Consider the following 15,240-nt stretch of genomic DNA (forward strand, 5'->3'; position numbering starts at 1 on the left):
CAGTCTCCTTCTTATATACTTTTTGCCATTAGATCTGAATCGGGGATGGTACTATCGGCGGCTTTTTTCTTGCGTGGAGTCAAGATCAAATTCAGGATGATGGCTGTCAGGCTTCCTGTTATGATTCCATCACCGACAACGATACGGATTGCTTCCGGCAGGCTCGAGAATAACTCGGGAACGACGGTGGCGCCCAGTCCGAGTGAGACTGAACAAGCAATGACCAATAAATTGGCATTATCCGAGAAATCGACGTCATTCAACATTTTAATTCCTGATGAAACAACCATTCCGAACATGACGACGGTAGCACCCCCGAGGACGGCAGTAGGAATCAGTGTAGCGAGAGCTGCGATTTTCGGAACCAGTCCAAGCCCGATTAAAATGAAGCCGGCTACAATGGTGATCGTTCTTTTTTTCACTCCGGATAATTGAACGAGACCTACATTCTGCGCGAATGTACTATAAGGGAAGGCATTGAAAATGCCACCTAAAGTGAATGCCAGGCCTTCTGCGCGGTAGCCTTTGACAATATCTTTTTCACTCAATTCCCTATCTGTTATTTTTCCGAGAGCAAGGAATGCGCCAGTGGATTCGATAAGGATGACTGTGCCAACCAATATCATCGTAAGAATGGGAGCTATTTCAAAGGTGGGTGTACCAAAGTAGAAAGGTGCAGGGATATGGAACCAAGAAGCCTCGACAACCGTGGAAAAGTTCATTTTCCCAAAAAATGTTGAAGCGATCGTTCCTGCGATGATGCCAATCAGAACGGAAATGGCGCGTATGAATCCTGTGAAATAGCGATTGATTAACAGAATGACAGCGAGGACACCGAAAGAAAGCATTAAGTTTTCGGCTGAACCGAAGTCTTTGCTGCCAGAACCGCCAGCCATATTCTTTATGCCGGTGGGCACTAAGGATAATCCAATGATGATGACGACGGTACCGGTCACGACAGGCGGAAATAATTTAAGTAGTTTACCGAATATGTTGGAGAATAAAATGATGAATAACCCAGCGGCAATGATTGATCCATATATAGCGGAAATGCCATAATTGCTGCCAATGGATATCATGGGGGTGACTGCGACGAAAGAAGTTCCCAATACTATCGGGAGGCCAATGCCAAAATATTTATTTTTCCAGGATTGCAATAATGTAGCGATTCCGCAGGTTAATAGATCAATGGCAATAAGGTAGGCGAGCTGTTGGGAAGTGAACCCCAATGCTCCGCCGACGATGATCGGTACCAAGATGGCACCAGCATACATGGCAAGAACGTGCTGAAGACCTAACGAGAAGGCCTTGGACTTATTAATTCTTTCATTCATAAAAAAACTCCCTCCTCTAATTGGTTGTCATATTATATCACACGAATTCGTTATGATTAATACCATCATAATGAATAATCAGAAAATTGTCATTAGTTAGATTAGACAATTTTTGGTTGTTGATATAGACAACTTGCATAAAGTGAAGGGAGAAGAGGTTGGGTTTTATATATTAAGTAAGGATTTAATGCGAAGGGCAAGTCGTATCTGGAGTGTGGTCTCTGAATCTTTTAAGCTCTTGCCGAGCAGCTCTTCACATTTCTCGAGTCTGTATACAACGGTGTTACGGTGAACGAATAATCTTTTGGCAGTTTCGGATATTTGGCAGTGCGTTTCGAGATAGACTGATAATGTCTGTAATAAGGATTGCTCCTCCTCGGTGAAAATCTTTGAAAATCCCTGTAATGCGAAAAGGTAAAAATTCATTAGGTCTTCTTCGGGGATGATTCTCAATAATTCCATAATATCCTTCGTCCGGAATATCTGGATGTATTCTGGCCTTTTCGAAAGGCCTCCTTCCAGAAGGGAGTCGTTCGCCTCTTTGTAAGCGTTCTTGGTCTGTAAAAAGTTCGGTCTCATATGGCTCACTCCGAAAGATATCGTGCAGTCGAATTGGCTGGCTGTTATCTTTTGCAATGATTTTAGCGAGGTTTCGACATATTGAAGAACATCGCCAGAGATTTCGTTCACTTCGTATAAAAGAATGCATTTCTTACCTTTTGTAAAGAGGTGAATGGGATTAGGTGATAGGCGAAGCTCATCTTCCAAAAACTCGTATATCGAATCAGCCCTTCGTTGTAGCTGTGTGTAACTTTTGGCCAATTTGGATTCATCGATTTTTCCGACTGCGCATATATAGGCTTGTTCATTATGTAAGGAAAACTCTTTTGCTCGGTTTATGATTTCCTCTTGTGAAGAGAAACTCCCATCCAGGAAATGAAGGAAGAAATCATTTCGGATATTCCGATCATGCTGTTTAAGGGCATGTTCTTTCATCAAGGCAAAAGAAATGACATTAGTTGCCTGCTCTATCGTCAGTGTTATCAGGTTATCGCTATTCTTGATTTCTCCTGATATTGTCAAATAGCCAAATTTTTCTTCATCCATATAGATGGGGAATACGGTATAGGTTTGTTTATTGGATAGAGATGAAAATGAAAAGAACGAAGCTATGGTTTTATGAAATCTGTATCCTTCACTGTTCATTTTTTTGATTATTGGAATAATTCCGGATGTTGAGGTTGGATGGAATATCGGTTTAAGGTACCGGTCAACTAATAAAATGGGGTATCCAATCATATTCGATAAATGATCAAGCAGTTTTTGAATCCCTTTACCCCGCATGATTAAGTTTGTGAATTGCTTATGTGTTTCCATGGCGAAAGTCAATTCAGCTGCCCGTTGATCCAAAATCGCCCGGAATGTATGGTTGATGATTTCCCCAAGTGACAATTCTGCTGGAAGATCAATGATTGGTAAGGATAATTCATTGGCTAGAACCAGTACTTCCTCGGGTATTTCTTTTAGGAATCTACGTGTCTTTATCCCTAGGGCTGCGCAGCCTTGATTTGCCATCGCTTCGACAAGTGATGACAAAAGGTGTGGCTTGTCCTTTACGTGATAAGCTGTGGTTACAAGGAATTCATTTGGTTTTAAAAAGTTGATGATATCTGGAGCATCCATCATATTGACAGTCTTGACTTCGCGTTCGAGCCCTGTTCCTCCGGCAATTAAATGCATGCCGGTTAATGCGGGCAATGTTAAAAGTTCGGTTACCTTCATCTGATACACCTCATTCTGGAAAATTAGATTATTGAAGTGATTTTATAATTAAAGCTGTATATGAATCCAGGAAATTGATCGGTTTTAAATTAGTGCATGTAACTGATATTTATCTGAATCCCTCCGTTCACTCACATGCTTTGGAGATTTTCATTATCATATCATACAATTCCTTTGGTATATCTTACAAATTTCATTGTTTGGGTTGTTGAGGTATACAAAAACGGGTTTGTGTGTAAGGTTTCATAACATTGTTAGTGACATAATATCTGAATTTTGTTAATATTTATAAAAATAAAATAACGTGGGAATAAGGGAGACGATAAAATGAGTGAAGGCACAGTTGCTTCAAGTAAGAAAAAAAGAGTCACGCCGTTTCCAAAAGAATGCACATTCAGCAAAGCGGACTGGGATGTATTATCGCAATATTGGTTTCCTGTGGCAGCAGTCGAGGAAGTGTCGGAAAAACCGATAGGCATTAAGCTTCTCGATGTGCACCTTGTCCTTTATCGGGCTAGTGGGAAGATCATCGTTGCGAGGGACCTTTGTCTGCATCGTGGTGTGCCATTAAGTATGGGGTGGGTGGAAGATGATAATATCGTATGCCCTTACCACGGTTTTAGATATGGCCCTGAAGGTAATTGTACTGGGATTCCTGCACATCCCAATGCTAAAATATCCCCGCGTCTTTGTATTAATATTTATCCCACGGTAGAACGCTACGGTTTGGTTTGGACATCGATTGCGAGCGATAAAGAGGATATTCCGAAGTTACCGGCATGGGATGATGATGAATATTTGAACATTCTGCCTCCATCCATTGACATTGCTGGTTCAGCCGGTCGGCAGATGGAAGGCTTTTTGGATGTGTCCCACTTTGCTTGGGTACATTCGGAAAGCTTCGCTGATCGTAACAATCCTATCGTTCCTAGTTATAAAGTGGAAAAAACGGAGTATGGCCTGCACGTGGAATACTTAAGTTCCGTCAGTAATTATGGAAAAAGTATGCAGCATTTAGAACCTGCCAACTTTGAATGGCTCCGTGTTTTTGATATCTATCCACCGCTTGCGGCCAGGCTGACTGTCCACTTCCCGGAGGACGGAAAACTTCATATCCTGAACTGTGCCAGTCCAGTTTCTGCACGTAAGACAAGAATGTTTTCGCCGATGGCCCGTAACTTTGATTTAGATGCTCCGATAGAGGATACCTATGAATTCAATTTACAGATCTTCAATGAAGATAAGGAAATGGTTGAAAATCAAAAGCCGGAGGAGCTGCCTCTAGATTTGCAAGCGGAAGCGCATATCGCTTCAGATAAGACGTCGATTGCGTATCGTCAGCTATTAAGGGAATTGGGATTAGGTTCGAATTATACAAGTTGAGAAGAAGAGGGTGTCCATGTTTAGTGGGCACTCTCTTCTTTTACAGGCATTATTGGATTGGATTTTCGTTGGTTATTTTGCACAAAAAAACACCAAAATACTAACAGAATTGCCAATGAAGTTATATGCGAAAAGAAGTAAAATAGTAGATAACATAAATTTGTGAATATTCATAACATGAATGGATATTGAGAAGGGAAGCGAAGTGATGGCAATTCAAATCGAAAAATTCATAGATGAAAAGGGTGATGTTGCTTCGATGATTGAATGGTTAGCATCTTTCGGGGCAACGGAGAGTAATGGGGTGACCCGTTTATTATATTCCGAGGAATGGATGAGAGCTCAGCATGCAATGAAAGCAAAGATGGAAAAAGAAAGCCTGATTACATATTTTGATAGTGTAGGAAACTTGTTTGGCAGGCTTGAGGGGACCAATTCCACCGGTGAAACCATTCTGACCGGCTCTCATATAGATACGGTCAAGGATGGGGGGAAATATGACGGTGCATATGGGGTCATCGCTAGTTTCCTGGCAGTTAAGAGGTTGTTTAAAGCCTATGGGCAGCCTCGGAAGACGATTGAAGTCGTTTCTTTTTGTGAAGAAGAAGGAAGCAGATTTCCCTTGACGTTTTGGGGATCGAGGAATATCAAAGGAGTCTATGGTCTTGAGAACGTAAAGCATTTAAAAGATACAGAGGGCATTTCTTTTTTGGAAGCCATGAAAAAATCAGGGTTTGAACCTGAAGCCTATATGACCCCCGTCCGCGATGATATTGACCGATTCGTTGAAATTCATATAGAACAGGGGATGGTGCTTGAAAAGAATGAGAATACGATCGGGGTCGTCAGCCATATTGTCGGGCAGCGCCGTTATACGGTGAAAATCATTGGTGAAAGCAATCATGCGGGCACCACTCCTATGTCTTACAGGAAGGATGCAGTCAGTGCAGCTGCGGAATTCATTTCTTTTTTAACGAAAAAAGCGAAGGGGATGGACTCGGATTTAGTTGCGACGGTTGGCAGAATGGATGTTGAACCTAATGTTCCGAATGTTATTGCTGGTGAAGTGGAATTCAGTCTCGATATCAGGCATCACGAGGAAGTGATTCTTGATAGGTTTTGTAAGGAAATCTTTTCGGCTTTCGATGCCTTGGCGAAAGAAGCGGATATGAAGATGGAGATTTCACAATGGATGGATGTCAAACCTGTTGCGATGGATCGGGAAATGAATCGCCTTGTCCGCAAAATTGCTGAAGATAAAAATATACCTTATCAGGATATGGTCAGCGGAGCCGGGCATGATGCGCAAGTGTTTGGTTCATTTTGTCCGACGTGCCTGCTGTTCGTCCCAAGTAAGGACGGAGTCAGCCATTCGCCTAAGGAGTTTACGAGTGTTCCGGATTTGGAAAGGGGAATCGATGTTTTAAGCGAAATACTATATAAATTAGCCTATTGAAGGAGTTGGGTAAAATGTCATATTCAGAATTGAATGCACCGATGAGAACGATCATGACGCCAGGTCCAGTCGAAGTGGACCCGCGTGTTTTAAGAGCGATGAGCACACCGATATTAGGTCAATTCGATCCTGCATTCACTAATATCATGAATGAAGTGATGGAAATGTTGCGTTTGGTTTTTCAAACGAAAAATAAATGGGCGTTCCCGATAGATGGCACTTCAAGATCAGGAAATGAAGCGATTCTATGCAGCATCATTGAGCCGGGAGATAAAGTTCTGGTTCCCATATTCGGAAGATTCGGTCATTTATTGGTGGAAATTTGTGAGCGATACGGAGCTGATGTTCATACGATCGAATGTCCTTGGGGAGAGGTGTTCGACCCGCAAGCAGTCATTGCGGAAATCAAGAAAGTCTCACCTAAAATAACGGCAATCGTCCATGGGGAAACTTCCACGGGATGTATGCAGCCATTGAAGGAAATCGGGTTGGCCTGCCGTGAAATGGGTGTCCTGCTTGTGGTGGATGCGGTTGCGTCCATCGGGGGAACGGATGTAAAGGTGGATGAATGGTGCATTGATGGATTGATAGGAGGGACGCAAAAATGCTTGTCCGTTCCTTCGGGTATGGCGCCGATTACGTATAATGAGCGAATAGAAGAAATCATCCAGTCCCGCAAAAAGGTGGAACGTGGTATTGCGACAGATGAAGACAACCAAAAGATTTCAATCCGCCGTCCCATCACCAGTAATTATTTCGATTTAAGCATGCTGCAGGATTATTGGGGACCGCGCCGTTTGAATCACCACACAGAAGCGACTTCAATGCTTTATGCGTTACGTGAAGGTTTGCGCCTGGTAATTGAGGAAGGTCTGGAAGCCCGATTTGCCCGTCATGAACTCCACGAAGCTGCTCTCGTTGAAGGGGTTAAGGCGATGGGACTAACGTTATTCGGGGATGGGAAAAACAAACTTCCGTGTGTAACTTGCATCGAAATTCCACAAGGAATCAACGGGGAAGCCGTTCGAGCAATGCTGTTGAATGAATTCGGTATCGAGATTGCCTCCTCGTTTGGTCCGCTTCACGGAAAAATATGGAGAATCGGCACAATGGGATTCAGTTGTAGGAAAGAAAACATCCTCTTTGTATTGGCCTCCTTGGAAGCTGTCCTTTTGCGCCAGGGGTTTCAAGTGAATCGGGGAGAGGCTTTGCAGGCTGCACTCGATGTGTATGTGGGAAAAACGGAGAAAGTGCCTGCATCCAGGGGATCTCTTTGATTCTATAAAAATATTTTGGAGGAGTGGTCTGTATGTCAATATATGATCTTATTATCCGCAATGGGTATGTAGTTTTTCCAGATGAAGTGAAGAAAGCTGATCTTGCAATCCGAGATGGGGTGATTGTTAAGATTGGGGATCGTCTGAGTGGTAAAGCGGATGAAGAGTATGATGCGGATGGCCAACATATCTTTCCGGGTATGATTGATGTCCATGTGCATTTTAGCGAACCTGGCCGCGCTCATTGGGAAGGCTTTGAAACAGGATCGCAAATGATGGCAGCGGGAGGCTGCACCACATATTTCGATATGCCATTGAATGGAATCCCTTCAACCATCGATCGAAAGGCTCTCCTTGAAAAGGCCAAGATCGGTGAAGGGAAATCAGTTATAGACTTTGGATTATGGGGAGGGCTGGTCCCGGGAAATATTGATGAATTAGAGGAGCTATCAAAATCCGGAGTCATCGGTTTTAAAGCTTTTCTCTCAGAGACGGGAAATGATGAGTTTGAGCGTGCGGATGATTTCACCCTTTTACATGGTATGAAGAAAATTGCAGAATTGGGCAAGGTCTTGGCCCTTCATGCGGAAAGTGATTCGATCACTCAATGGCTGAAGCAAGAAAAAGAGAAGGATGGACTATTCAGTGCGAATGATTATGCAGCCACAAGACCTGTGCAAGCAGAAGCGGAGGCTGTGGAACGTGCCATCGCATATTCCGAGTTAACAGGCTGTCCCCTGCACTTTGTCCATATTAGTAGTGGCTTGGCCATTGAAAAAATTGAATCGGCCAAACAAAAGGGACTGGATGTAACGGTTGAAACGTGTCCACATTATTTATTATTCAATCAGGGTGATTTAATAGAAAAAGGTGCGGTTGCAAAATGTGCTCCCCCACTAAGGGAAAGAGAAGAACAAGAAAGATTGATAGCCTGTTTAATGGAAGGGAAATTCGATATGATTTCTTCCGACCACTCACCATGTCCTTATGAGTTGAAAGACCCTGGCGTACATAATATTTTCGAAGCGTGGGGTGGAATAAGCGGGGGGCAATTTTCACTGATGTCGATGATAGAATTGGCTGTATTGCACGATATCCCACTTCACAAAGTCGCTGAGTGGACAGCTTCAGCCCCGGCAAATAGATTTGGTCTCTCTTCCAGAAAAGGACAAATTAAGGATGGAATGGATGCAGATCTTGCCATCGTTTCCCTTAATGTTCCGCATGAAGCTTCGGAAACGAATTTTTTCGCGAAACATAAGCAAAGCCTTTATATGGGCCATTCCTTTCCTTGCCGAATCACCGCTACCTTTAATAGAGGGAAAATAGTTTATAAAAATAATGTCATAAGTGAAAGGGAGCGTGGGGAGTGGTTAAAAGTGATAGATTCCAGTATTGCGGTCAATAACTAGGAAGAACGCTTTGATTATCCATTATAAGGGGTGATTCCAAATCGGGAATCACCCCTTTACCTGCTCTACATATTTATGAACATTACTTCAGGAAAATTGTTTTCCTAATATTTTAATACGTTTTTAAAACGAGTGTTTGATAAAATGATATATCATTGTTAAAATTAATATAGTCTGAAAATTTAGTAAATTTTTTTTTTTGTCTATTCGGCCATTTTGCTTAATTCAAAAAAACATTATTGACAACGTAGAAATGACGTATTAATCTTAAAATTAAGCATAACAATTATATAATATCCGTTTTATTACCGTTATATATGGAGAATCGGATGGGACACGAGCAAAATTAAGGGGGGACTGAAACGATGTACAATCCGGAAGTTGAAACGGCTACGCGTGCTGAAATGGAAAGTTTACAGATGGCACGCCTCAAAAAAACGATAAGCCGTGTATATGAAAATGTACCTTATTACAGAAGGAAATTTGAAGAGATGGGCCTTGATCCAGGAGATATTCAAAATCTGAACGATGTGTCAAAGCTTCCTTTTACAAAAAAACAGACTCTTCGTGATCAGTATCCATTCGGTTTATTCGCCGTTCCAATGGAGGATGTAACACGGATTCATGGTTCATCCGGAACAAGTGGAAAGCCTACCATTGTCGGGTATACGAAAAACGATTTGGAAAACTGGGCAACGATTGTCGCACGTGGAATTGTAGCTGCAGGAGGCCGGAAGTCGGATATTTTCCATAATGCATATGGATATGGCCTGTTTACAGGCGGATTGGGTCTCCATTACGGAGCAGAAAAGCTAGGAGTTGCCACCGTACCCATTTCAGGTGGAAATACCGATCGCCAGATTACGATCATCAATGATTTTAAACCTCGCGGTATTTGCGGAACCCCTACTTATATTTTGAATATCGCTGAAAAGATGGAAGAAATGGGGATTGACCCTGCTGATAATGGGCTAGAGTATGGGATTTTCGGAGCTGAGCCGTGGTCTGAGGAAATGAGAGCTACACTTGAGAGAAAACTGAATTTGAAAGCAATCGATATTTACGGACTAAGTGAAATCATGGGTCCAGGAGTTGCGATAGAATGCCAGGAAGCGCAGGAAGGACTGCATATCGCAGAAGACCATTTCCTTGTTGAGGTCATTAACCCTGACTCACTTGAGCCAGTTGAGGACGGCGAAGATGGGGAACTGGTCTTTACCAGCCTTACCAAGGAAGCGCTGCCAATCATTCGTTATCGTACTGGTGATATCGCATCCATTACCCATGAACCGTGTAAATGCGGACGGACCACAACAAGAATGTCCCGCGTTAAAGGCAGAACGGATGATATGATCATAATCAGGGGAGTGAATGTATTTCCTTCTGAAATTGAGCGTGTTTTATTCCAAATGGAGGGAATAGTGCCTCATTATCAGATTCATCTCGTTAAGAAGGGGAAAATGGACGGTGTTGAACTGCATATTGAAATTGAAAGCGGTTTCTATAAGGAGATTGAAGAAGACTTAACGCATGGAGATGTAGAGATATTAAAGAAAACGATTCAGCATCATATGAAATCCGCATGTCTTGTAACGATGGATATTGTTGTCAACGTTCCAAAAAGCATTCCGCGTTCAGAAGGAAAAGCCATTCGTGTCGTTGATAAACGGAAAGATGAAGTGACAAGTTGATAACTGGATGGAGATGCGTTGGATGACCTGGATTCGTTCATGGAAAAGGATGTTCCTTGTTGGCGATTCTGCTGTTGATGGAGCTTTAATGCTCGAGCCTATCGTAAATTCGCGGTGAAAAACCTTATGAACTCTGACGATCAAATAAAAAGTGCAGCCCCTTCATAGAATAGGTTTAATCAGAAGAGAAGAAAGAACCAATTTGAAATAGGGAAGGAGGCATCATGGTGATTAAAAATATCATAAAATCTCCTATTGATTTCCTTTTATTTCAAAAAAAGTCGGAATAGTCTTGCATTAAATATAACTGTAAAATATAATAACGTTATATAAACGTTATATAATAAAAAGAGAGGTGATTTGAATGAACGTTCAATTAAATGATATGGCTGAACAAGAAAAGCTAAATCAATTCATTGCCAGAATCGAAGCAGGAGAAAAGATAGAAGCCGATGATTGGATGCCGGACGATTACCGGGGCACTTTAATCAAGTTAATATCGATGCATGGCATCAGTGAAATCATGGGGGCGCTTCCCGAAAAAGAATGGGTTCCTAAAGCCCCGACCTTAAATAGAAAACTTGGAATCATGGCTAAGGTGCAGGATGAAATGGGACATGGACAATTATTGCTTCGAGTCGCCGAGGATTTGCTAAAGCCGTACAGCAAAAAACGGGATGACCTTATGCAAGATTTATTTAATGGAGATTTAAAGTTTCATAATGTCTTCCACATGGAAGCCAAATCTTGGGGTGATGCAGGATTGATTGGCTGGCTTGTTGATGGGGCAGCCATCATCTCCCAGACGAACATGCTTGGGGCTTCATACGGACCTTATGCCCGAGCTTTACTGAGGATTTGCGCGGAAGAAGTTTTTCATGCACAGCATGGTGAAGCGATAATCATGGCTTTGGCTGAAGGAACGGAAGAACAAAGGAAATTGGTTCAAGACTCCATCAATTATTGGTGGGAATCTTTATTACTCTTTTTTGGACCTCCCAGTAAGAATGAAGTGGGCTCATCCAAACAGGATATAACGATTAAGTACAGAATCAGAACCAGTACGAATGAAGAGCTTCGCCAAGCCTTTTTTTCTAAATATGTGAAGCGGATCCTTTCACTCGGCTTTACCATTCCTGATGAAACACTTAGGTTTGATAAAAATTCTGAAATCTGGATTTACAAACAACCTGATTGGGGGAAATTGAAGGTGTTCGCAAGGAATGAAGGGCCCCTTTCGCAGGATCGTTTACGTCTTCGAAGAACTTCTTATGAAAATAATAAATGGGTACGTGAGGCGTTAGCGCCAAAGGTCATCTAAGGTAGGGGGAAGGATGATATGGAAACTAGACAAAACACTTACTTTGAAGAATTTGAAGTATTTAGCCGTAAAACTCAATCTTCACCCGTTCAATACCATTATAGCCTGTTGGCTCCCAATGAGGATATCGCCATCATGATGGCGCAAGAAAATTTCATGAGACGGGAAGCAGTTGATGATATCTGGGTAGTGAAAAGACAGAATATACGGAAAATGACGATTGAGGAAAAGAAAACGCTTCAACGTATTGATAATAAAGATTACAGGACCACAAAAGGGTATGGGTATTTAAAGAAAAAGTGGCGGAAGTATGAGCAGGGAATGCTCGATGAAAAAGAGATAATGTCTTGGGGTGGAGGCGTGAAGAATGAGGAATGAATCATTGGAGAACATCGCTATCAAAGAATTGCTGCTTCAACTGGCGGACGATGATTTCATCCATTCATACCGAGGTTCGGAATGGCTTGGACTCGCACCGCATATCGAAGAAGATGTTGCATCGGCTTCGATATCTCAAGACACGATGGGGCATGCAGCCATATATTATAAATTACTGGATGAACTAGGTGAAGGGGACGCAGATAAGCTGGCTCATGACCGTCCCGCCAAGGAACGGCGTAATGCGATCATTCTCGAATTGGTCAACGGTCCTGGATACTATATGAAAGACCCGGATTATGATTGGGCGTTTGCGGTAGTTCGGAATTATTTTTATACCCAAGCCAAAGCGATTAAGATTCAATCCCTTCAATCAAGTTCATATGAACCGCTTGCTGAAGTGGCACAAAAGGTACAGATGGAACTTTATTATCATTTGATGCACTGGAAAACATGGTTCGTCCAATTGCTGGGTTCTGGTCACGAAGAGGCGGTTTCGAGAATGAATGCAGCGATTGAGAAAACGATGCCGGATTTTGCTGGAGTATTTTCACTTGGCCAATATGGAGAAGAAATGGTCGAGCTTGGCTTGATAGAAAGCGAAGCTGCCTTACAGAAGAAATGGATCGAGGCTGTCACCCCAATTTTTGAAAGTGTGGGCTTGGCAACGACTCTTGAAATAGGAATGGCCCAAGGTGATGGACGTAGTGGCCAGCATTCGGAAGATTTGGAAAAGGCGATAGAAACGTTAAGTGAAGTGTACGCAACCGATAAATCAGCTTCATGGTGAACCAATAGAAAAAGGGGAGGGGTATCATGTCGACCGTACTGTTAACCGCAGAAGAAATATATAAACTCCTGGAAGACGTTAAAGATCCCGAAATCGATACAGTAAGTATTTTGGATTTAGGGATGGTTGAAGACGTGACGGTTTCGGGCCGGGACGTTTCGGTGAAAATGCTGCCAACTTTTCTAGGGTGCCCGGCATTGTCAATCATTCAAAAAAATGTGGAAACAGCCATTAAACAGCTGCCTGCCGTAAAAAAAGTAAGCGTGGAATTTTTACGTTCCCCTTCCTGGACATCTGATCGAATCACGGAAAAGGGGAAAGCTGGATTGAAGGTTTTCGGGATCTCCCCTCCTCCTCGACAAATGAAAAAAGATGGATCATGGCATGTGGATTGCCCGTATTGTGAATCTACTTATGTCACGATGGAAAATATATTCGGTCCAACGGCCTGCCGCAGCATTTTATATTGTAAAGCATGTAAAAATCCGTTCGAATCGATGAAACCGATGATAAAAATGATCTAATAAAATGGAGGTTTTCTAAAATGGTAAAGTTAATCGCCCTATATAAACAACCTGAAAACAAGGAAGAATTCGATGAGCATTATTTCAATGTACATGGTCCGATAACGGAAAAAATTCCAGGTCTTCAAAAAATGGAGGTCACTAAAATAGTAGGCACCCCAATGGGCAAAGACTCTGAGTATTACATTCTATGTGAAATGTATTATGAAGACCACGATGCACTGCAACAAGGAATGCGTTCCCCGGAAGGAAAAGCATCAGGGAAAGACCTAATGGGATTTGCCGGGAAACTCGTAACGATGATGATCGGGGAAGAAATAAAATGAATGCGCTTCAATTCATTGAAACGTCAATCGGGGATGGCATTGGTTATATCTTTTTAAATCGGCCGAAGCAGCTGAATGCCATTAACAGGAAAATGGTCAGGGAAATAGTTTCAACCATGGAAGAATTCGACCGGGACCCACAAGTGAAGGTGATCTTGATAACGGGCAATGGAAAGGCATTTTCCGCTGGAGCTGATATTGACGAGATGATGGACGACAATCCAATAAGTCTGGAGTTAACCAACCAATTTGCCGATTGGGACCGAATGAGCCTAGTCAAGAAGCCTGTGATCGGTGCTGTGAAGAGTTTTGTATTCGGTGGTGGTTTTGAACTTGCCTTATCCTGCGATTTCCTGATTGCCGCCAGCGATACCCAGTTTTCCTTTCCGGAAGTGACACTGGGAGTCATGCCTGGTGCAGGAGGAACACAAAGGTTGACAAAATTGGTGGGAAAGACGAAGGCACTCGAATGGATATTGACGGCTGAAAGGATAAATGCAAAGACAGCTCTGCAATATGGTTTCATTAATAAGATCGTTGCCCCTGAATTGCTAATGGAAGAAACGGTCGATTTCGCTAGAAAGATAGCAAAGCAACCCCCGTTAGCTGTAAGGCTGATTAAAGAATCCGTCAATAAAGCCGTTGATTACCCCTTATATGAGGGAATGCAATTCGAACGGAAGAACTTCTATATTCTTTTTGCATCAGAGGACCAAAAAGAAGGCATGAAAGCATTTGTTGAAAAAAGGGAGCCTAATTTTACAGGCGGATAAGGAGTGCTCTATGTACGAAACGATCAAATATAGGGTTGAAAGCGGAGTGGCTTGGCTTACTTTGAACCGTCCTGATAAACTTAATGCCTTTACGTCCCAAATGAATAAGGAAATACAGAAGGCGATCAAGATATCTGCGGGGTCCGATGAAGTGCGGGCCATTATCATTACAGGGGAAGGCAGGGCCTTTTGTTCAGGGCAAGATTTATCGGATGTTGATGGAAGCATGAATTTAGGCCAGGTGCTGCGCGATCACTACGGTCCGATGATGCAGCAAATAGCAAGCTGTGAAAAACCGATCATTGCAGCAGTCAATGGAGTGGCTGCAGGGGCTGGCTTCAGCCTTGCTCTTGCATGCGATTTCCGGCTTGTTTCTGAAAAAGCCAGTTTTTTAAATGCCTTTGTCAATATCGGATTGATTCCTGATTCAGGGAATCTATATTACCTTTCACGGATCGTTGGGCATGCGAAAGCCTTGGAAATATCCTTATTGGGGGAAAAGGTCCCTGCTAGCGAGGCGAAAAATGTCGGGCTCGCTACAAAAGTGATCGGTGTGGAAGAATGGAACGAGCAATTGAAAGCCTTTGCGGCGAATATCGCAAACAAACCAACGAAAGCGATCGGCTTAATCAAAAGATACTTAGAGGCATCCTACCACCTTTCATTGGAAGAATACTTAAAAGAAGAAGCGGAGGGTCAGCGAATTGCTGGCTTAACGATGGATTATGCTGAAGGTGTGGCAGCATTCACTGAAAAAAGGAAAGCTAAATTCATAGGCAAGTAATATAGAAAA

The 15,240-nt window shown here is 42.6% G+C and carries 14 protein-coding genes; 12 read left to right on the forward strand and 2 right to left on the reverse strand.

The features are described 5' to 3' along the window. Positions 1-11: 11 nt before the first annotated feature. Both ACDZ29_RS15810 and ACDZ29_RS15815 read right to left on the reverse strand, forming a co-directional pair. On the reverse strand, positions 12-1,334 hold the full coding sequence (locus ACDZ29_RS15810; protein WP_375088136.1) for a nucleobase:cation symporter-2 family protein: 1,323 nt from the start codon (positions 1,332-1,334) through the stop codon (positions 12-14). A 165-nt stretch (positions 1,335-1,499) separates the two neighbouring features. Beyond that, positions 1,500-3,116 (reverse strand): PucR family transcriptional regulator, encoded by a 1,617-nt coding sequence (locus ACDZ29_RS15815; RefSeq protein ID WP_375088137.1) that lies wholly within the window; start codon positions 3,114-3,116, stop codon positions 1,500-1,502. A 327-nt stretch (positions 3,117-3,443) separates the two neighbouring features. On the opposite strand from ACDZ29_RS15815, the gene ACDZ29_RS15820 reads away from it, so the two are divergent. The 12 genes from ACDZ29_RS15820 to ACDZ29_RS15875 all read left to right on the forward strand — a co-directional run bounded on the left by ACDZ29_RS15820 (position 3,444) and on the right by ACDZ29_RS15875 (position 15,231). After that, positions 3,444-4,499, forward strand: coding sequence for a Rieske 2Fe-2S domain-containing protein (locus tag ACDZ29_RS15820; protein WP_375088138.1), 1,056 nt, complete (start codon positions 3,444-3,446; stop codon positions 4,497-4,499). 208 nt (positions 4,500-4,707) lie between these two features. Beyond that, complete coding sequence (allC, locus tag ACDZ29_RS15825) at positions 4,708-5,955, forward strand: allantoate deiminase (RefSeq protein WP_375088139.1); 1,248 nt, start codon at positions 4,708-4,710, stop codon at positions 5,953-5,955. A 14-nt stretch (positions 5,956-5,969) separates the two neighbouring features. After that, positions 5,970-7,232, forward strand: a complete 1,263-nt coding sequence (locus ACDZ29_RS15830) for a pyridoxal-phosphate-dependent aminotransferase family protein (RefSeq protein WP_375088140.1) — start codon at positions 5,970-5,972, stop codon at positions 7,230-7,232. 32 nt (positions 7,233-7,264) lie between these two features. Continuing rightward, positions 7,265-8,644: an allantoinase gene (locus tag ACDZ29_RS15835; protein WP_375088141.1), complete on the forward strand. Its 1,380-nt coding sequence runs from the start codon at positions 7,265-7,267 to the stop codon at positions 8,642-8,644. Between the two features lie 365 nt (positions 8,645-9,009). Beyond that, positions 9,010-10,335, forward strand: a complete 1,326-nt coding sequence (locus ACDZ29_RS15840) for a phenylacetate--CoA ligase family protein (protein ID WP_375088142.1) — start codon at positions 9,010-9,012, stop codon at positions 10,333-10,335. Positions 10,336-10,699: 364 nt separating this feature from the next. Continuing rightward, positions 10,700-11,656, forward strand: a complete 957-nt coding sequence (gene paaA / locus ACDZ29_RS15845) for a 1,2-phenylacetyl-CoA epoxidase subunit PaaA (protein ID WP_289323954.1) — start codon at positions 10,700-10,702, stop codon at positions 11,654-11,656. Between the two features lie 18 nt (positions 11,657-11,674). Then, the gene (gene paaB, locus ACDZ29_RS15850; RefSeq protein ID WP_289323955.1) at positions 11,675-12,034 is read left to right on the forward strand and encodes a 1,2-phenylacetyl-CoA epoxidase subunit PaaB; all 360 of its coding nucleotides are present in this window, start codon (positions 11,675-11,677) and stop codon (positions 12,032-12,034) included. Further along, positions 12,024-12,824: a 1,2-phenylacetyl-CoA epoxidase subunit PaaC gene (paaC, locus tag ACDZ29_RS15855; protein ID WP_289323956.1), complete on the forward strand. Its 801-nt coding sequence runs from the start codon at positions 12,024-12,026 to the stop codon at positions 12,822-12,824. Before paaB ends, paaC begins: the two co-directional genes overlap by 11 nt. Before the next feature lie 26 nt (positions 12,825-12,850). Next, the gene (gene paaD, locus ACDZ29_RS15860) at positions 12,851-13,348 is read left to right on the forward strand and encodes a 1,2-phenylacetyl-CoA epoxidase subunit PaaD (protein WP_289323957.1); all 498 of its coding nucleotides are present in this window, start codon (positions 12,851-12,853) and stop codon (positions 13,346-13,348) included. A gap of 20 nt (positions 13,349-13,368) precedes the next feature. Beyond that, complete coding sequence (locus ACDZ29_RS15865; protein WP_034314904.1) at positions 13,369-13,674, forward strand: EthD family reductase; 306 nt, start codon at positions 13,369-13,371, stop codon at positions 13,672-13,674. Next, positions 13,671-14,447, forward strand: a complete 777-nt coding sequence (locus ACDZ29_RS15870; RefSeq protein ID WP_289323958.1) for an enoyl-CoA hydratase/isomerase family protein — start codon at positions 13,671-13,673, stop codon at positions 14,445-14,447. Before ACDZ29_RS15865 ends, ACDZ29_RS15870 begins: the two co-directional genes overlap by 4 nt. 10 nt (positions 14,448-14,457) lie before the next feature. After that, on the forward strand, positions 14,458-15,231 hold the full coding sequence (locus tag ACDZ29_RS15875; protein ID WP_289323959.1) for an enoyl-CoA hydratase-related protein: 774 nt from the start codon (positions 14,458-14,460) through the stop codon (positions 15,229-15,231). Positions 15,232-15,240: the final 9 nt, after the last annotated feature.

This window comes from Peribacillus sp. RS7, from assembly GCF_041956845.1.
Lineage (GTDB): Bacteria > Bacillota > Bacilli > Bacillales > DSM-1321 > Peribacillus.

What these genes read in the sequence shown, in the direction of transcription:
- paaC (WP_289323956.1), top strand. Translation starts at nt 12,024, where the DNA reads ATGAGGAATGAATCATTGGAGAACATCGCTATCAAAGAATTGCTGCTT.
- allC (WP_375088139.1), top strand. Translation starts at nt 4,708, where the DNA reads ATGGCAATTCAAATCGAAAAATTCATAGATGAAAAGGGTGATGTTGCT.
- ACDZ29_RS15820 (WP_375088138.1), top strand. Translation starts at nt 3,444, where the DNA reads ATGAGTGAAGGCACAGTTGCTTCAAGTAAGAAAAAAAGAGTCACGCCG.
- ACDZ29_RS15830 (WP_375088140.1), top strand. Translation starts at nt 5,970, where the DNA reads ATGTCATATTCAGAATTGAATGCACCGATGAGAACGATCATGACGCCA.
- ACDZ29_RS15875 (WP_289323959.1), top strand. Translation starts at nt 14,458, where the DNA reads ATGTACGAAACGATCAAATATAGGGTTGAAAGCGGAGTGGCTTGGCTT.
- ACDZ29_RS15815 (WP_375088137.1), bottom strand. Translation starts at nt 3,116, where the DNA reads ATGAAGGTAACCGAACTTTTAACATTGCCCGCATTAACCGGCATGCAT.
- ACDZ29_RS15810 (WP_375088136.1), bottom strand. Translation starts at nt 1,334, where the DNA reads ATGAATGAAAGAATTAATAAGTCCAAGGCCTTCTCGTTAGGTCTTCAG.
- paaB (WP_289323955.1), top strand. Translation starts at nt 11,675, where the DNA reads ATGGAAACTAGACAAAACACTTACTTTGAAGAATTTGAAGTATTTAGC.
- ACDZ29_RS15870 (WP_289323958.1), top strand. Translation starts at nt 13,671, where the DNA reads ATGAATGCGCTTCAATTCATTGAAACGTCAATCGGGGATGGCATTGGT.
- ACDZ29_RS15840 (WP_375088142.1), top strand. Translation starts at nt 9,010, where the DNA reads ATGTACAATCCGGAAGTTGAAACGGCTACGCGTGCTGAAATGGAAAGT.
- paaD (WP_289323957.1), top strand. Translation starts at nt 12,851, where the DNA reads ATGTCGACCGTACTGTTAACCGCAGAAGAAATATATAAACTCCTGGAA.
- ACDZ29_RS15865 (WP_034314904.1), top strand. Translation starts at nt 13,369, where the DNA reads ATGGTAAAGTTAATCGCCCTATATAAACAACCTGAAAACAAGGAAGAA.
- paaA (WP_289323954.1), top strand. Translation starts at nt 10,700, where the DNA reads ATGAACGTTCAATTAAATGATATGGCTGAACAAGAAAAGCTAAATCAA.
- ACDZ29_RS15835 (WP_375088141.1), top strand. Translation starts at nt 7,265, where the DNA reads ATGTCAATATATGATCTTATTATCCGCAATGGGTATGTAGTTTTTCCA.